This is a genomic window from Pullulanibacillus sp. KACC 23026, from assembly GCF_029094525.1.
Lineage (GTDB): Bacteria > Bacillota > Bacilli > Bacillales > Sporolactobacillaceae > KACC-23026.
The window spans coordinates 498,188-517,402 of the sequence record NZ_CP119107.1 but is presented as its reverse complement, the minus strand read 5'-3'; the positions used below and the strand labels follow the sequence as shown (position 1 = coordinate 517,402).

Here is a 19,215-nt window from a genome sequence, read left to right as displayed (position 1 = left end):
ACTGTTTTTATATTTTTCTTTCGTATCAAGATGTCCGATAAGCTATATTTTACTGGTCTACTACGGATCCATCTAAATGAAGCCTTGTATTGATTTCTCTTCTTTGATAAGGGTAAAGCGTTTGAATTCCTTCTACTAAATCCGTACCTATGCCTACCCTGTCTGGAATATCGATAAAACCTTCTACTGCTTTTGGTACCCATGTAACTAAATCACTTTGTCTAAAGTTTTCCTTTAGTATATCGGTACTTGTAAAACGTTCCGTTGCCGAGACTGTTTCGTGATCTGGAAGTTCTTGTATGACTAGATTTTCTACTGACGCCGCGATTTGCAGACAAGCTGCGGTACTCACGGGGCTTAATGGGTTATGGGGAACGATTGGCACCCCATGAGCTTCTGCTATTGCGGCAATCTTTTTTGTACCTGTTATACCACCGCACAGGCAGACACTTGTTCTGGCATAAGCCATTGCATTTCTTGATAAAAGCATTTCAAATTCTTGAATCGTATGAATGCGCTCGCCTGTTGCAATAGGGACATTGGTTTTGTCAGCGATGAGAGCCATGGAATCAAAGTTATCTGGAGTGATGGGGTCTTCCAGGAAGAAAGGATGATACTTCTCGACGGCATGAGCGAAAGCAATGGCCTCTCCCGGCTTCATTCTTCTATGCAGTTCTAAGCAAAGGTCCACATCATCTCCTACGGCTTCTCTAATCTGTCTAACTCTGTCTACCGCTTCATTCAACATTTTGGCATATGGAACAAAATAAGGCTTCTCTCTTGATTCATCGAGAAAGGGAGATAAATGTCCGACAGCCGTAAATCCAAGTTCCTTTGCTTTTAGGCAACTGTTCACAAGTTCTTCCGTTGTATCACCTATTACATGATAGTAGGTTCTGACTTTATCTCTTACTTTCCCGCCTAATAAAACATAGGTAGGAACATTGAACCATTTACCTGCAATATCCCATAAAGCTATATCAATCGCACTAATAGCTCCCATTATGGCAGCACCTCTAAAATGGAAACAGCGATACATATATTGCCAATGGTGTTCAATCTGTAATGGATCTTTACCAACTAAATAGGTTTTAAAGGAATTAACGACTTCTGCCGATGCGTCTAAGAACCCCCAGGCCCCTGACTCGCCAATTCCCGTTATCCCCTCATCTGTCACTACCTTTACATATAAGAAACGATTCGCCGGTATAACTTCAATATCCGTAATTTTCATGCAACCTCACCCTTAATCTTTTTTTATAATGGCATATTGAATTCCAAAAAACATCTGTTTTCTACTCCCGAAATGCGGGTTTGCCTATTCACTATTTAATCCATGTATCCAAGAAAATCAGCGTTGCCTTGATCACCTCTAGCCTTTAAATAATTACGTCACATCCAGAATGAAGACAGCAAGGACAGTATGAGCAGCATAATGGCTCCGCCGATACGTGAAGAGATTTGCAAATAAGGCATCAGTTCCATTCTTTCCGCAGCACTCAGTACAGCGACATCCCCAGAACCGCCCATGTCAGCCATGCCAAGACCTGCCGATATGGATGACTCAACGAAGTAGAAGCCTACTAACACACCGATAAAACCGGAGGCAAACACCGCTACTATAATAGTAAATATCGTTAAAGTAATATAACTTGGATTCGTGACGATTTGTATAACACTATGGAAATCGACCATACCCGCACTGATTGCCACTAGAATGGCCGGTACCCAGGCAGCTGTTATAAAGTTATACCAATGCTCGGCACTTTTCTCGATGGAAGAAGGTAGAAGGTTAAAGATTTTTAGTGCGGCTGCGGCCAAAATAATCCACACGTAAGGATGAAGCCCGGGAATCAATTTACCTAGGATTTGACCGAATACATAAATGGCCATTGAGAAGAAAAGACCGGTAATTAAACTATTCATCGAAAATGGCAACGAATCTCCCTTTTCATTTAAGTTAATGCCTTTTCCGCCTTTTACCCTAAGCATTTCTCCGTTTCCTGTAAAACTCTTATATTTTTTGTTTCTCTTTCCAAGTCCATTTAATATGCCGGCAGCTAAAATGCAAAGCATATTTCCGACAATAACCGCTGGTGCAATCTTAGCTAAAACCTCTCCTGCACTCATTCCACTGCTTGCTGCAAAGATTTGCGACATCGGCACAGCGCCCGCGGCCATCCCGCCGCCCATAACAGGACCGACTACGAAGAAGAGCGTTTGTTTAAAACCAAAACCCAAGAGTTGGCCAACAAGTCCTCCCAGACCTAATGCAAAGATAACCCCGCCTAAAAGAGGTATTAAAAATCGAATTCCACTTTTCATTAACATTCTGCGATCCATACTTAGAATGCTTCCGACTATAATTCCGGTAACGGCAAAATCAGAAAAACCAATATCATTGTAGAAGCTGTCTGTTAACTTCCCGACACTTTCGGGTAAGATTCCCCAGAAAATGAATAATGCCGGAATAAGGATACATAAAATGGGGCCGCCTCCAAATGTATTGAATATAGGTATGTGGTCGCCAATCCACCTAAGTGTAATCCCTAAGGTCATGGACACGATGATCCCGCTGGCCATGTTTTGCGGGAGGATTTGCATATAAACACCAATCAAAACAACAATGACGATACCTAAATAAATGGGGGCATTAATTCCTGCAATTTTCATCTTCCATACTGGGGTCGGGCCGCTACTTTTAACTGGCACTTCTTGTGTCTGGCTCAATTGATCCACTCCTCATCTTCATATTTGTCAAATTTTAGCAAGCGCTTTCATTTATTTCCAAAGTGGCTGAGACAGAAGTAGTTGACGAATAGAAAAAGCCTAACTTATTCACACCTTTTAACGTGATGGGTTCGGTTTTTCATTTATTAATTAAGTCATTTATGAAACGCTAGTCAAAATACGTCGTTTTCCTCGGGCACAGCCCAAGCCTCCTCAACAAGGAAAATGCTTGCTTGCGGGGTCTTCGGACACGTGCTGTTCCCGCAGGCGTCTACATATTTTGACTACGCTTCCTATTTGTTTCTGTCCTTATAAACATTTAGTGTTCGGAATTTAAGTCAGTTAGTTTCGTTTTGCCCCAGCCTCTTGTAAATCGATCCGAAAAGCTCACTTTCTGTGGGAACCTGCTTTTTCTTTTAATTTGAACACTTGGGCACTCACCTTCTGGGTTAAACGATCTTTACCTAGTACACGTCTGTTTTATTTGAATCCTCTTTTCAAGCCCTGGCTTTTAATCTCTTAATGATTTCATCAGTGACTTCTTTCGTTGTATAGTTGCCGCCTATATCCGGGGTTAATAGTCCATTTCGGGTTACGCTTTCAATAACATCCAATAATACATGGCCTATTTCCTCTTCATTAAAATGATCTAACATCATCTTAGCTGTCCAAATCTGTCCTAATGGATTGGCAATACCCTTGCCCACAATATCAGGGGCGGAGCCATGAACGGGTTCAAACATAGAAGGATATTTTCCATTCACATTAATGTTAGCCGCTGGAGCAATTCCTACACTGCCCATGATGGCTGCTCCTAAATCGGTCAACACGTCACCAAACAAATTACTCGCCACCACCACATCAAATTTATCCGGGTGAGTCACAAAGAAGGCGGCTAGTGCGTCAATGTGCTGGGAATCGGTTGCCACCTCTGGATAATCCTTTGCGACATCTTTAAATACTTCATCCCAAAACGGCATGGAATAATAGATCCCATTGGATTTAGTCGCACTTGTCACGTGATTCCTGCGTTTCTTCGCTAGCTCAAAGGCATAGCGCATAGCTCTTTCCGTCCCTCGTCTTGAGAAGATACTGTTTTGAATGGCTAGTTCTTCCTCATCTTTATAAATCCTTCCTCCTACCGAACTGTACTCCCCCTCGCTGTTCTCCCTTACAACAATCAAATCGAAGTCCTTTGGATTGACCAAGGGGGACTGAACGCCACTCAGTAATTTTGCAGGACGTATATTAATGACTTGTTCAAATTCACGACGGAGTTTTATTAATAGTCCCCATAGGGAAATATGATCCGGTACCAATTTCGCGTTCCCAACTGCTCCGAGAAAAATGGCATCAAAATTCTTTAATTGTTCAAGTCCATCCTCTGGCATCATCACACCATGCTCTAAATAGTAATGACAATTATACGGGAAATGAGTAAACTTAAATTTTAATCCACCATGAATGTCAGACAGCGCCTCCAATACTTCAATGGCTGCTGGTACTACTTCATTTCCTATTCCATCTCCAGGTATTGTTGCAATGCTTAACTGTTTCATCGAATCATCCTCCGCTCTCCATTTTTTAGATAATCACGCCTTCTAAAAAATGTTTACTTTTTCTTGTTACGATTGAACTTTGCTAGGTCAACCTCAAATAACTACCGATATTCAGGGCGGCGTCGTACAGGAGTGGTTCGGCCTGTTCCATGGCTTCGTCTAGGCTCATTGGTTTTGAAACGATGGAATGGCAGCTAAAAAAACAATCATAGAGCTTTTCGTGGCCATCTCCTAAGCTTCCTGAAATGAGAATTGTTTTTTTGTCGTATGTCTTGGCGAGTTTGGCGACATAGTAGGGGACTTTTCCAAATAAGGTTTGGGCATCACTTTTTCCTTCACCTGTAATGATCCAGTCGGCGTGTTCGATCTTTTCTTCTAGTCCTAGTACATCCGCAACGATTGCGGCGCCTGACTTCAATTCGGCTCCCAGTATGAGAAAGGCAAAGCCTAGACCGCCTGCCGCGCCGGCTCCTGGAATGTCTTGAACCTTTTTTTCCAACTTTGCTTCAACGAGATTGGCATAGTTGTTCATTGATCGGTCGGTTGCTTTTAGTTGTTCTGGTTTTAATCCTTTTTGGGGGCCATAGATGTAAGTTGCCCCCTGCTCGCCGCAAAGTCTATTCTCCACATCACAAGCAATCGTGAAGAAGGCCTCTTTCAATCGGGGCTCTAGACCAGAGCTATCAATTTCATAAACATCATTAAGTGAGGCACCGCATGGCGAAAGCACTTCCCCTTCTTGATTAAAAAAAGTGATCCCCAAGGCCTGAAGCAACCCCATACCGCCATCATTGGTAGCGCTTCCACCTAAACCAATAATAAAATCACGGTAGCCTTCTTTTAGCGCATGGCCAATTAATTCCCCAAGGCCAAAGCTGGTTGTTTTCAGCGGATCTCTTTCTTCACCGACCAAGACGAGCCCGGCTGTATTGGCAATCTCCATCACAACGGTCTTGTTATCTCCTAAAACGCCATAATAAGAAGTTATTTTTGTTCCAAAAGGCCCTGTCACTTCAAGCTCCACTTTGGTCCCATTCGTCGCAAAAAGGAGCGCATCGACGGTTCCCTCTCCCCCATCCGCCATTGGCAAAATGTCAAACTGCCAATCTGGATGCTTTTCTTTCAGCGCTTGACCGATTGTGTCGCCTACTTTTAAAGCAGATAAGGATCCCTTAAAGGAATCAGGAGAAATCACGATATTCACTTTATCAACCTTCTTTGTTTGCCGTATAATTAAAATGGTTCTACTCTTATTAAAACATGTAATTAGTCGAAATTCATTGACAATAAATACGAATTATTCTGTAAAATCCGTCTCGAACTTCGTCATTTTAACGAATTATTGGGTTTTATTACCATATAGGGGAGTGGTGGTGTGGAAATCACTTATGAACTAGCTCAACCGATTATTGAAAAAATCAATTTGACCTTAAATTATCACCTTAACATCATGAATCAAGAAGGGATCATAGTGGCGAGCAGTGACCCCGCCCGAATTCAGTCCATACATAGCGGAGCTCTTGAGGTCGTCCAAAGCAACAGGGAAAAAATCATTGATCGAATGGAAAAGGGAGCGAAACCGGGGGTCAACCTGCCTATCCATATGCATGGCAACTGCATTGGTGTTGTAGGAATAACTGGCGATCCAAAAGCGGTTCTTCCTATTGCTAAAATAGTCAAATTGACGACTGAAACGCTAATCAATCAGAAATATCTCATCGATAAACTCCGATATGAAAGCGAATCAATCAAAGAATGGCTGCTGGATCTTACCAAACGATCGAACCTTGAGGTCAATGAACTCGCCAATCGCGCCAGTCTTTTGGGGATCGATGTGCAAAAAAGCTGTGCTATTCTTCTGATTAGAGTGTTCGGATTGGATCACCCGCAAACTCAATTAAATAAAAAGTTTGAGATGATTGATAACGTGTCGCGCTTTCTTTCCATGAATACAAGCGCTCATTTCCTATCTCATCTTGGAAATGGACTCTTTGCCTTAGGTCTGCCAACTGCCAAGGCATATTCAAAGAAGGCGTCCATGTCCAGCGGAACTTTTATTGAAAATCAACTTCATAAGAAAAAGCTCCAATGTGCAATTGGTATTGGGGGTGCCTATGAAACAATCCCGGGCTATCGGAAGAGTTATGAGGAGGCTGAACAATGCCTTCGCTTAATCGAGTTAAAGAAGAGCGATCAGAACGTCATGCATATTGAGGATTGGGGCATCCTCCGACTCCTTGATAAAGTCCCTGAGGCTGCCAAAACCTCCTTTATTGAACACTATTTGAGAGACAAACTGCCCCTAGCTGAAGAGCTCATGCAAACTCTTCAACTATTCTTAGAGTTGGACCAGGACATCGAAAGCACAGCCAAAGCCTTGCACATTCACCGAAATACACTCGTTTACCGCTTAGAAAAAATAAAAACGCTCTGGCATCTCGACCCCCGAACGTTTAGCGACGCACTAATCCTTCATAGTCTTCTATTTTTTATATAAGCTCGGTAACCGAGTCTATCAGCAGGTGCTACTAGGCCCTTACATGATGCAGCTCCATTTTACGCTTTCGCCACGACCAACGAAGCTCCCTCATGATCAAGCGCCATGGACCTTCTGGATATACTTTTACCCGATTTGTAAGAATGAGCCTTCTTCGTTGCTATTTTTGTTGATGGGAAGGGAGTTTAATAGTAAAAACAGTGCCCTTTCCCTTTTCACTTTCTATATTCAGTTTGCCATTCATGGCATGGATGGCACTGAAGGCGACCATCATCCCAAGTCCAGTGCCTTTTTCCTTCGTCGTGTAATAAGGGACACCCAATCGGTTCACTTCTTCTTTAGTCATCCCTATTCCGGTATCCTCAATCTTAATTTTCACATGATTATCGTCCGAAACCATCTCAACATTAAGCGTCCCACCATTCATAGACATGGATTCAATACAATTTTTCATTAAGTTGATTAGACACTGTCTCAACTGATTTTGGTCATATTGAACGAGCAATGAATTATGGATTCGATGATTGATGTTCACATTATGTATGGCAGAGTAGGGCTTGATCACATTTAGAACATACCCCAGATCCTCTTCCAGATTAGCTAAGATGACCGCTTCCTTATGGGGCTTCGTTAAAGCTAAATAATCATTAATGATCATCTCCGCCCGTTCTAGCTCAGTCAGAGAAATTTTCACATAAAACTGTCTGCTATCTAAAGAAATATCTGGATCACGAAGCATTTGAAGGAACCCTTTTGTTACGGTCAGCGGATTTCGAACCTCATGTGAGATACTTGCCGATAGTTCACTGATTGCCTTTAATTTCTCCGCCATCATCATATTTTTTTGCAGGGAGGCATTGCTTAATGTCGTTTCAATAAAATAGGTCATTAACCACATACCTATAGCTTCTGATAAAACTAATGAAAGCAATGCCTTTTGAAAACTGAACAAGGATTCATTTGAAATAAAAAACGCTACCGTAATAACTATCAGAGCGGAGCCTACTGCGAATGAGATATTATATAAAACTTTCTTCTTTAGGGCCAGGGTATGGTACCTTTTTTTATATAGAATCAGCCCCAAAAGAAGGCATGTCGTTGAAGATAAAGAGATATAGGACCCGATTCCTCCCATAAAAAAGCGATAAGCAACCATCAATAGATAAAGAGGAACACTGACATAACTATTTCCATAAAGAACACAAAGAATGAGCACTATATTTCTTAAATCAAAATTAATACCCGTACCAAAATGGATTGGATAGCGCATACAAAGCAGTGCACTTATACTTGCTGCAGCAAACATTATCAGATCCTTATTAAAATTTTTTGGTCTACTAATCCAAAATAATTGATAAAAGAAAAATGGAATTGCAATAAAAGAGACGTTTGCTAGATACCATTCAAATTGATTCACCCGGGTACGTCCTCACTTTTTGTTTAAATAGATTCTGTGCTGCTTCTTAAGCTTTAATTTATTCTATCAAAATTCCAAAAATAAAAAAGATTAAAGAATGATTTTGACAAAAAAAAAAAAAAAAAAAAAAAAAAAAAAAAAAAAAAAAAAAATAGAGAGGGAGACAGACCTCTTCGAACAGTCATTCTTTCAAAAGAGGCCAGTCCCCTAAACTGGCATCGGCGTGAAACGCATTTACCGCCCCGAACAACCTGTTCTAACTGCCGAGATGCTCTCGGTCTATGGCAAGGGGAGGCTGCTCAAACCAGTTTTTATCGATCATTAGCTTTAGCCCATCATCGAGGAATGTTCCGGTTTCCGCTATGTAGAGGGCAAACATCGCCCCTAAGTCTCTCCTCACAACCGAGCATAATGAGTTCCCGTATCTGGAAATAGCGATTTGGGCAAGTCCAACGGTTTCAAACATAATAAGTTTATCAGAAAAGGGTGAAATCATTGAATCGGTCACTTCTGTTTCATAAGTTGATTGGTACGGCAGGTTTTCTTTACTATTCAGTAATTGGATTCGGTCCACACGCTTTTCAGCTATGTGTTTCCCCCTATTGCAAAATTTCTTGAGATCAGGGTCTTTGGCAATTTGAGAAAATATCAGGAAAAACGTTTTGGCCAATATAATGCCGCGTAGACTGAATAATAGACTGTCTATTTCTAAGGCGTTAATGGGTCTTTGGTCCCCCCACCAACCGGCTAAAAAGGATTTTCGATTTGCATTTTCTGGGAAATAAGGCGTCGGGACATAGATGGGTTGGTTGCGGTATCCTTTTTTATGATTAATTTCTGTGTTCAACTGATAAAGCTCAACGGCTTTATTTAGACAATCTGAAAAAAAGGAAAGGACTTCGGGTGTCTCTGTTTTCCCGAGTGTTAACCCATATCCAAATACCCCGTATTCGGCTAAAATTTGAAGCATCACTAATACTAGTTTATCTGACATCATTCTTGGAGCATTGGGCATAGCGTCTGTCTCGAGTTTAAAGCCTATAGGTTCAGGAAAGCCTGCTCTTGTATATAATTCTTTAGCCTGATCGACAATCCAGATTCCCACATCCTTGGACTTTTGCAAAAGCTCCTTTAACTCCTTGTCTTCAGCGTGGTACAACCAATGTTCAATTAAACAAAGCTGAGCTTCATTGCTTATAATAAACTTCCAAAGATTCGAAATTTCTCCTGCTGTCGGTTTAAACACCATCGTTTCCTCCTAAGTTGCAGCAATGGTACCCTGACATAATAGATTAACTTTATTTTTCCAACTTCCTTTTTTTGTATCCCATGAACCGCACATTGGAAAAAACCTTCCAATCCCATCTGAATTATATAGAAAACGTTCCTGCCATTTATGATTTATTAGGATGGCTTAGCTTGCCGTCAAGTATCTCCGGCAGCGAGCCTACTCCTTCACGCTTTGAACGACAGGCACACGCCAAATGGTGCTCGAACCTCCGTTATGGACGTTTTCAAAAAAATCCCTTCATGATTGTACTTCTATGTTTTACATGTTGCTGGCACTTAAAGCACAACTTTCTAATAGGATAAGAAAAGGCCCACACGATTTTGTCGCACGGACCTCATTCAATTATTAAATTGATTAATAGGATATCGCCTGGCTGCCCATCTGCTTCCAGGCCGCTACAAAGCTATCCTTTCTGATTTCCTCATTCTTTTTACCTGAGAGCGGATCATTAATGTATACCGAGTCCTTGTCAAAGCCGGTCACTAGGACGCTATGCTCTTTGTAGGTGATGGATAGAGGGCCATCTTTGGTTTGCCAGGTGTACCATAGATTGCTTCCGCTCTTAGCAAGCGGTCCGAATGAACTGTTGGTGATGATCCAAACAGCATGGCCTTCCACCAGTTTCTTTTCAATGGCCGACCAGTTTGAACCCGTCAAATCAACCGCATCACTCAAATAGTTTTTGGCCAGTTGCAAAACCGGTCCGTGATAAACGCCTAGACCTGGATTTTTGAACGTGTAAATATCGCCGACAAATCCATCATTTGGATTGCCTCTTAGCCCGTTTTGAGTGAACGGCACTTTTTTTATTTGCTTAGCCAACGTCATTTTACTTACCTTTATCCCTGCCTGACCTAGAAGCATGGCTAACGACGTGACTTCACAGCCCCTCTGTAGCTCCGGCATTTGCGAAATGATCGGAGCATCCAATAAGACCGTTGTTCCCTCTGGCTCGACACTTGTTACAGCGGTTAAGGATACGCGTATCCAGCCAACCGTTTTATCAGTCAACTTTATTTCATCCCACACCGTGTCTCTGACTGTGGCCTCACCAATGGCATGAAAGACAGCCCCTTGATGAACCTGTTTCACGATATCTGTGGCCACACTGGGTTCCTTCCGTATTGAAGCGGTACTTGCGGTAACCACTATATTTTTGTTGATCGTATTAATATCGTAAAAGGTATAAAAGGGCGTGTTCTTTTTTTCCCACTCCAGCCACTTTTGTTTTAAGAGCTGGGCATCTGTTGCCACATTATCCACTTGTTTGATCTTCTCATCAACAGTTGCTAGTTTCCCACTGGTCGCTACTGTTTTCACTTTAGCAGCAGCTTGATGTATGGCGGACGTCGAGTCAGAAGGCGTCTTCACGGGAGCTGATGCCTTAACCGTCCCGCATCCCGTGCTAATCGATAGGAATAGAATTAAGCCCATGAACCGGCCAAGCATCATTGACCATTTTTTCTTTCTCTGCACCATCTGCCCCCTCCAAACAACTAGTTTATATATACTTATGAATCCACAAGTTTGATAGACTAGTTCTCTAGTCTAGTTTTCTCGTATGAAGGATGATACTTAAGTGTAAGCAGCAGATGTTCGGACCGCTTATGCCGCTCAAAGCAAGAGCTAAACGGCTATCAGTTTCTTTAACCTTCTATTCGACCACATTAGTTTTACCCTAGTCTAGAAAAGTATTCTTAAAAAACAATTAAGATAATCGGTATGTCCAAAAAAATCACCCCTGAATCAATTAACTCAGGGGTTGGAGAGTTCAAGCTGATTAAACGGCTTTGAATTGTTTCATTAGAGAGGTCTTCGTTGAAGAAGGTTGGAGATTATTAATGGCCCTCTCGGTAACAAAATGGTAATGCGATGTTTTATATTTTTTATAGTTCTTTAAGTCATATTTGGCGGTCAGTACTTGTTTCGCCTCAACCGACCTGATTCTTTTCAATAGAGAGGTTTTAGTTGAACTGCTCTTCAGTTGATTGACTGCTTTTATGGCAGCTGCGACATTTGTTTTTGTTTTAGATTTCTCAGCATGCGCCACTTTTGACTTGGCAGTGGCAATCAATTTGTTCTCAAGAGCCGCGATCCGCCTGCTTAGCGCCGTTTTCGTGGAACCGCTCGAGAGCTGCTCGATCGCTGTAGTCGCGGTAGTGATGCTCGATCGTGTTTTAGCTTTCTCCGCTGCCCTTACTTTTTGGCTGGCATTAGTCACAAGCGCTTTTTTTATCGTGTTAATGGTTGTTTGAAGGCTTTCGCGGTCCTTGTTAGTTAAGAGTTCATTGACCAAGACCTGAGCGCGTTCCAGATCCGCTTTTTTCAAGCTTTTCTTTGCTAGAGCGACTTGCTTTTTGGCATTTACGAGCATTGTCGCCTTAACGCTGTCTAGCTTTTGCTGCAAGGACGTCTTATTAGAATCATTTGCTAACTGATCAACGGCCTGCTGCGCCCCTAGTACATTGGCCTTCGTCATGGACTTCACAGCAGCAGCAACCTTTGTCTGAGCACTTGTTAAAAGCGAGACATAGCTCTTGACCGCATCGAGTCGAGATTGGAGTGCTGCTTTTTGACTATCGGTTGCGGGTAAAAGAGCCAAGAGGTTTTCAGCATTTTCTAGATTCGCTGCCGTCTTCTCTTGTTCCGCTTTTGTAACGGCTGCCTGAATCGCATTTTGCTCAATGGTTTGTTCAGAGGCTTTCGTTACATAATGCGCGAAGCCATAGCCGTATAACGTATCGCGTCCTGTTGCCCCTAAATCCGTCGTATAAAATTGGTCCAAGCGCGTTCGAAGCATGGCATTGCTCTGAGTCGGGTTCTGTTGCTTTAATAAAGCTAATAGTGCCGTAACATGCGGTGTTGCCTGAGAAGTCCCGGAGCCTACCGCATAATTGTTATTAAGATAAGTGCTCGTAATATTAACACCCGGTGCCGCAACCTCTGCCGTTGGGCCCGAAGATGAGAAGCTTGCGAACTTCATCGATGAATCAACAGCGGTGACTCCGATCACATCATCGTATTTTGCCGGGTAATCCATTGTGTCCTTACTGCTTGCGGTCGTGCCTTCATTTCCGGCAGCTGCAACAATCGTAATTCCTGCATTATACGCTTTATCTATAAAAGATTGGAGAACAGCTGAATTGGTTGGTGTCCCAAGGCTCATATTAATAATGTCCATCTTGTTAGTAATACACCAGTCGATGGCTTTTAAAAGCGAATCAAGATCCCCGTCGCCATTTTGGTCAAGCGCTTTGACCGCATAAAGGCTGACACCCGCCGCAATCCCTTCAACGCCAACGGTTTTATTATATTGTGAAGCAATAATTCCAGCGACATGCGTTCCATGTCCATTGTCGTCATTATAAGAGCTCGTATAGGAAACGGCTGAATAGCCCCCTGCTAGCTTAATGTTATTATTCGGACCAATCCCTGTGTCAATGACAGCCACTTTAACGCCTGCACCCGTATCCCCTTCACTCCAGGCAGCTGGTGCTTGAAGGGCAGTCACATTCCACTTATAGGCAGTCGAAGCGGCTGTATTTTGGCTAGTTGTGGTCGTATTAAGAATTTTAAATCCTTGGTTTTTATCTGACATACTAAGCGTCTTCAGCGTAACATTCTGCGCAATATAGGCAATATCGTGGTTACTTTTCAGTTTCTCAAGGCCTTTCGCATCCGTATTGACCGTAACAGCCTTGACTGATTTAAACTGATGCTCGACCTGACCGGCGTTATCCGCCGCTTCCTTACCAGAATTATTTTTATAAATAACAATGAGATGCTGACTTTTGCTAGTTGTGCTCTTCCCCGACGTCCTCGCCCCCGTCGCAGCTGACTGCTTCTGATCGGTCGCCGCATGAGCCAATGTCCCCTGCCATTGCCCGACTAGACAAATAAGCCCCAACACTAATGCCGACACCCTTATCCCTAATCGTTTAATGTTCCCCATCTCATTTCTCCTGCCCTATTGTATTTGTAGTAAGATGAGCGCTAGATTGTTTCTATATTTATTGAATTGGAAGTGAAAACAGATTGGAAGTAAAAACGAATTGGAAGTAAATCCCAAAAATGTATTGAATTGAAAGTGAAAGTGAATCCTACAAAATTATTGAATTAAAAGTGAAAGTGAATTGGAAAGTGAATCCTACAAATCTATTTTTCTATTGTAGTGTAACACGATTCCTCTCACTTTAAATAAGTCTTTATTATTAAATTTTTACCAGGAACTCACTTTGACAATAATGCGCTGCAAACATAGAGTTGGCAGCGCATCCATTATACAAAAATTGGGATGCATGGAGAGAATTTTCAGCTTGTAGTGGTTTGGGCGGGTGGGGCCGTGGGGGTTCTGGGATTTTTGGCGGATGTTCTCGGATTTTTGGGCGACCTTCTGGCATTTTTCTTCAACCTTCTGGGATCTTGATTAAATTGAATAGGCTTGTCATGGACCTTCTGGCATTTTTTGAGGATGTTCTCGGATTTTTGGGCGACCTTCTTGGATTTTTAGCTGACCTTCTGGCATTTTTCTTCAACCTTCTTGGATCTTGACCAAATTGAATAGGCTTGTCATGGACCTTCTGGCATTTTTGGCGGATGTTCTCGGATTTTTGGGCGACCTTCTTAGATTTTTGGCTGACCTTCTGGCACTTTTCTTCAACCTTCTGGGATCTTGATCAAATTGAATAGGCTTGTCATGGACCTTCTGGCATTTTTTGAGGATGTTCTCGGATTTTTGGGCGACCTTCTTGGATTTTTAGCTGACCTTCTGGCATTTTTCTTCAACCTTCTTGGATCTTGACCAAATTGAATAGGCTTGTCATGGACCTTCTGGCATTTTTGGCGGATGTTCTCGGATTTTTGAGAGACCTTCTTAGATATTTGGCTGACCTTCTGGCATTTTTCTTCAAGCTTTTGGGATCTTGATTAAATTGAATAGGCTTGTCATGGACCTTCTGGCATTTTTTGAGGATGTTCTCGGATTTTTGGGCGACCTTCTTAGATTTTTGGCTGACCTTCTAGCATTTTTCTTCAACCTTCTCGGATCTTGATCAAATTGAAAAGGCTTGTCATGGACCTTCTGGCATTTTTGGTCGGATTTTTGGGCGACCTTCTAGCATTTTTCTTCAACCTTCTGGGATCTAGCACAAATTGAAAGGCCTCTCAATGATAAAAAGCTTCCAATACCGAATCTGTGGATTGGAAGCTTTTTTTGAAACTATTTTATTGCTTATTAAAATAGGCTCGAATGTGTTCGACAATTCGTTTGGAGGCATTGCCGTCGCCGTATGGGTTGACGGCTTTTGACATTTTGCTATAAAACTCCGTGTCCGTGAGCAACCGGGTGGTTAGATGATAGACTTCATTTTTGTCTGTACCGGCAAGCAACGCGGTACCAGCCTTAATACCTTCTGGACGTTCGGTCGTATCGCGCAGCACAATAAGCGGGATGCCGAAGTGAGGGGCCTCCTCCTGAATGCCACCCGAATCAGTCAAGATCAAGTAGGCATGCGGCAGAACAGCGTGGAAATCGAGCAGATCAAGCGGTTGAATCAACTCGATGCGAGGATGATTGCCTAGGATGGCTTCCGCTTGCTCACGCACTTTTGGATTCGGATGCACGGGGTAAATCAAGTGGACATCAGACTGTTCGTCCACAACTTGCCGAATCGCTGTAAAAAATTGCTCCATCGGTTCGCCCCAGTTTTCTCGGCGATGCGCTGTCAACAGGACCAATCGCTCATCTGGCGCTACTTTTTCTAAAATCGGATGACGCTTGTCTTCCATAATCGTATATTTGAAGGCGTCAATCGCTGTATTTCCTGTAACAAAAATCGTATCTGCACGCTTATTTTCTTTTTGGAGATGTTCAGCAGCCATCTCGGTCGGGGCAAAATGCAAATCAGCCAAAACCCCCGTCAACAAGCGATTCATTTCTTCAGGGTATGGCGAGTATTTATTATAAGTTCGAAGGCCTGCTTCCACATGGCCAACCGGGATTTGCTGATAGAAAGCCGCTAATCCCGCTACAAATGTCGTCGTCGTGTCACCATGGACAAGCACTAAATCGGGCTTAACCTCTTTCATAATAGCCTCGAGCCCTAAAAGTGCCCGTGTTGTAATTTCACTCAACGTTTGATTTTGCTTCATGATTTTCAAATCAAAATCGGGCTTAATATGAAAGGCATCAAGGACTTGGTCGAGTAGCTCTCGGTGCTGAGCCGTTACCGCCACAATGGTCTCCATATCCTCCTGTTTTTGCAACTCCAGCACAACCGGCCCCATTTTTACCGCTTCCGGCCGTGTTCCAAACACCGCCATCACTTTTTTACATTTATGAGCTTCTATCATCTCTTCCACTCCTTGATAACGTGATTCTTCTATAATATATGTATTTCCTCATGTTCTGAATTAATCTCTCATCATCTTAGCATGATTCTTCACAATTAGGAAATGGACTCCGTTCAGATCGTTCTCACACCCCAAATTGAACGGCCAAAGCTACGAACAATGAGCGACAAGCCTGTTGATAGTAACGGCAATCATAGGCAAAATTGGTTAATTCACCATCTAGAAAAAAGGGTGTGGATAGCGCTGCTCTATCAACAGGCAGCAGTGGAAAAGAGGGCAAAAATGTGGATAGTGACGCGGTTTTTTCACAAAATGAGAGTGACAAAAAGGGAGAAACTGTGGATATCTATAATCGGCGACAAACCTGTTGATAGTAACGCCATTTAATAGTCAAAATTGGTTAATAGAAACCGGATTTCTTCTCTACTAATCATTAACTAAAAAAAGGTGTGGATAGCTCTACTTTATCAACAAGCAGCGGTGGAAAAGAGGTTGAAAATGTGGATAGTGACGCGGTTTTTCCACGAAATGAGGGTGGCAAAGACGGGGAACTGTGGATGATTTATAATCGGTGACAAACCTGTTGATAGAAACGCCAATCAATAGGCAAAATTGGTCAATAGAGAGCCGCTTTCTTCTCTACTAATCATTAACTAGAAAAAAAGATGTGGATAGCGCCACCCTATCAACAGGTAGCGGTGGAAAAGAGGATGAAAATGTGGATAGTGACGCGGCTGTTTCACAAAATGAAGATGGTAAAGAGGCTAAAGTTGTGGATAGTGGCGGTGACAATCTACAATCATGGACAAGGAAAAGAGGGAGGAACAAAAGTATAACTAAAAGGCGGACGACACTGCCTAAGTGTTGTCTTAATTTGAACACAGCGATGCCGTTATGGATAAAAGTCGACTGGTTGGACCATCGAAAATACTGAGAACGGTTTAGCAAAAAAGCAGAAACAGGGGCTGCCTTCTTAAGTAGGCAACTAGAAATAGACGAATTAGTCTAAGCGGTAATGTCGGTTGACGACTGGAATCTATTTTGAGAGACAAAGGGGAAGAAGATAAATCCAAACAATAAAAGGAAGAGGCCTTTGGAGGTTTCAAGCAAGTTAGAGGATGTAAAACAGGCGCTCCCTTAGTGAATGGCTGTTTCACTAAAGGAGCGCCTCGGTTTGATTTCAGTGAATGAAACGCGAGATCCGTCCCTGCGTTTTGTCCGTCCCTGCGTTTTGTCCTGTGAATGAAACGCGAGAACCGTCCCCGCGTTTCACGTCCCCGCGTTTCAGTATGAGATGGCTTGGTTGCCCATTTGTTTCCAGGCGGCTATGAAGTCGGTTTTGTTGAGTTGTTCGTTTTGTTTTCCGGAGAGCGGGTCGTTGGCGAATACGGTGTCGGGTCCATAGCCGGTGACGAGGACACTGTGCTCCTTGTAGGTGACTCTTAGTGGGCCTTCTCTTGTACTCCAGTTATACCAGTAGGGATCATCAGCTGGGAGCTTCTTGAATGTTGAGTTGATAATGACCCAAACGGCATGGCCTTCGTCAAGTTTTTTTTCAACGGCTGACCAATCTTGACCCGTCATATCGTCTACTTTATTTCCTAGATAGTTTTTGGCGAGGTCGGCAACTGGCCCATGGTAAACTCCAAGGCCCGAATTTTTTAGATTATATATGTCTCCTACAAACCCGTCATTGGGGTTTCCAATATAAGAACCGTCATGGAAGGGGACTTTTTTGATCTGTTGGGCGAGTGTCATTTTATCTACCTTTACGCCCGCTTGATTAAGAAGCATTGCGAGAGAAGTAACTTCACAGCCCCTTGGCAATTCTGGAAGCTGACTTATAACAGGTGTGTTTATCACGACATTCGGTGAGTCCGTTATTTGTGCGACATCAGACGAAATCCACCTATCACCTTTTTCCCCTGTAAAGCCGTACCAAATTTGACCATCTTTCTTGGCTTCACGTGTTATTTTAATAATCGTGTTCTCTGTAAGCTTTTCTAGGACGCTTGCATTTGTGCTGGGTGATACCCTCACATTGGCAACAGGTACAGTAATCTTTATATAATTTGACTTATTCGTAATGGTCCAATCGGAGGCGCTTGATGAATTCCCACTAGTTGTTGTCTCTTTTTTGGCAGACGTGGTCGTGGTTGATTTAGAGCTTATGCTTGTATCCAAGTTTTTCGCATTAGCAGTCGAATGGTTCGTAGTCGGTGACGTGAGGTTTAAGAGAGAGGCTACCCCATAAATCCCTATAACAGCTGTTAATAAATAAGCCCCGCCCAAGACGAATAGACGTTTCCCCCGCTTGTTCAGCCGCTTCCGGTTCTTCTCTCCGCTATTTAGGTTCTCCTCATTCCGTTGCCATCTTTGCTGCATGTCCTTACCATCCTCTTCTATTTGTTTCCTATTAAAAAAATTTCTCTTGAACTTGTTTCTGATTATTTCTCTGTCTAGAGCCTATTATCCACCATTTTGGGCGCTAGTTCCATAAAAAAAGCCCCTTCGCTAATTACTTTGTGGAATGCAATAGCGTTGGACCCGAATAAGGATTATAAGAAATTAATACAACGGCATGTTTGGGAACATTATCTTGAGGAAGCCGGTCACCCTCGCCACACACAAGAAGTTTAGCAGGACCTAAACCGCTATTACAGTGATTATATCAGCGAATTGCAACCGTGTGACGGGGTGTAGATTTATGCCTTACAATTAGTAAACAAGGTTCGTTACCATGATAATTGACTATGAGGGATATTTTATGTCGGCTATAAATAAGTTGTAACCAAATCAATTTAAGGATTATAGTATTTTATCTTTCTTCCAATATTCCTGCATTTTACCAATAAACTCCTCAGCCTCTAACTCTGAGTGAAATGAGCGCTTTGGAATTCCAATTGCTCTCTTGGTTGTAGTCGTATAAATAGCTAATATATTTGGTTTATTTTTAATATCTGTAACGACACCCCAACTTGCTTCTACAGTTTTTCCAATAGTAGAACTTATTTTAATTCGTTCCTGTGTAATTGAAATAAATGATTTCGCTCCATGTTTAGCAGCCATGACATACTTTTTATACCCTCTCAGTAGCTTAAACCAGAATAAACAAATCATAACTATATCATAAACTACGATTAAAAGGTAAAGTGCTATTGAATGCATATGATTATTTCCATAAATCACCAATAAATTCGACACAATAACTAGAGCTATGACGATATATATATTTTTTTTCTTGAAAATCGGACCAATAGAAGAGAAAATAAACTCATTTTGTGTTAGCGGTAATATCTCGATTTCTAGTTCTTCCAAAAGACCACTCCCATTCACGGTATATCAATTTTTACAGACTAACCCTTCACGA

General features: G+C 42.3%; 12 protein-coding genes. 1 reads left to right on the top strand and 11 read right to left on the bottom strand.

Annotated elements, in window-relative coordinates; translation table 11 throughout:
• Nucleotides 1–49: 49 nt before the first annotated feature.
• The 4 genes from PU629_RS02305 to PU629_RS02290 form a co-directional block, all read right to left on the bottom strand.
• Complete coding sequence (locus PU629_RS02305; RefSeq protein ID WP_275282658.1) at nucleotides 50–1,234, bottom strand: mandelate racemase/muconate lactonizing enzyme family protein; 1,185 nt, start codon at nucleotides 1,232–1,234, stop codon at nucleotides 50–52.
• 158 nt (nucleotides 1,235–1,392) lie between these two features.
• Nucleotides 1,393–2,730, bottom strand: coding sequence for a 2-hydroxycarboxylate transporter family protein (locus PU629_RS02300; RefSeq protein ID WP_275282657.1), 1,338 nt, complete (start codon nucleotides 2,728–2,730; stop codon nucleotides 1,393–1,395).
• Nucleotides 2,731–3,227: 497 nt separating this feature from the next.
• Complete coding sequence (locus PU629_RS02295) at nucleotides 3,228–4,289, bottom strand: tartrate dehydrogenase (protein WP_275282656.1); 1,062 nt, start codon at nucleotides 4,287–4,289, stop codon at nucleotides 3,228–3,230.
• Nucleotides 4,290–4,371: 82 nt separating this feature from the next.
• Nucleotides 4,372–5,493, bottom strand: coding sequence for a glycerate kinase (locus PU629_RS02290; protein ID WP_275282655.1), 1,122 nt, complete (start codon nucleotides 5,491–5,493; stop codon nucleotides 4,372–4,374).
• A 171-nt stretch (nucleotides 5,494–5,664) separates the two neighbouring features.
• Between PU629_RS02290 and PU629_RS02285 the strand changes: the two genes are divergently transcribed.
• Entirely contained in the window at nucleotides 5,665–6,786 is a 1,122-nt protein-coding gene (locus PU629_RS02285; protein ID WP_275282654.1) for a CdaR family transcriptional regulator, read from the top strand.
• Nucleotides 6,787–6,946: 160 nt separating this feature from the next.
• Here PU629_RS02285 and PU629_RS02280 read toward each other — a convergent pair whose 3' ends face one another.
• The 7 genes from PU629_RS02280 to PU629_RS02250 form a co-directional block, all read right to left on the bottom strand.
• The gene (locus tag PU629_RS02280; RefSeq protein ID WP_275282653.1) at nucleotides 6,947–8,203 is read right to left on the bottom strand and encodes an ATP-binding protein; all 1,257 of its coding nucleotides are present in this window, start codon (nucleotides 8,201–8,203) and stop codon (nucleotides 6,947–6,949) included.
• A 256-nt stretch (nucleotides 8,204–8,459) separates the two neighbouring features.
• Entirely contained in the window at nucleotides 8,460–9,452 is a 993-nt protein-coding gene (locus tag PU629_RS02275) for a DUF3231 family protein (protein WP_275282652.1), read from the bottom strand.
• A 396-nt stretch (nucleotides 9,453–9,848) separates the two neighbouring features.
• Nucleotides 9,849–10,973 carry a C39 family peptidase gene (locus PU629_RS02270; RefSeq protein WP_275282651.1) on the bottom strand — a complete coding sequence of 375 codons (1,125 nt, stop codon included), beginning with the start codon at nucleotides 10,971–10,973 and terminating at the stop codon, nucleotides 9,849–9,851.
• Between the two features lie 301 nt (nucleotides 10,974–11,274).
• Nucleotides 11,275–13,446 carry a S8 family serine peptidase gene (locus PU629_RS02265; RefSeq protein WP_275282650.1) on the bottom strand — a complete coding sequence of 724 codons (2,172 nt, stop codon included), beginning with the start codon at nucleotides 13,444–13,446 and terminating at the stop codon, nucleotides 11,275–11,277.
• A 1,271-nt stretch (nucleotides 13,447–14,717) separates the two neighbouring features.
• Nucleotides 14,718–15,845 (bottom strand): non-hydrolyzing UDP-N-acetylglucosamine 2-epimerase, encoded by a 1,128-nt coding sequence (gene wecB / locus PU629_RS02260; RefSeq protein WP_275282649.1) that lies wholly within the window; start codon nucleotides 15,843–15,845, stop codon nucleotides 14,718–14,720.
• 1,284 nt (nucleotides 15,846–17,129) lie between these two features.
• Nucleotides 17,130–18,230, bottom strand: coding sequence for a C39 family peptidase (locus tag PU629_RS02255; RefSeq protein WP_275282648.1), 1,101 nt, complete (start codon nucleotides 18,228–18,230; stop codon nucleotides 17,130–17,132).
• Between the two features lie 423 nt (nucleotides 18,231–18,653).
• On the bottom strand, nucleotides 18,654–19,163 hold the full coding sequence (locus PU629_RS02250) for a hypothetical protein (RefSeq protein WP_275282647.1): 510 nt from the start codon (nucleotides 19,161–19,163) through the stop codon (nucleotides 18,654–18,656).
• Between the last annotated feature and the right edge of the window lie 52 nt (nucleotides 19,164–19,215).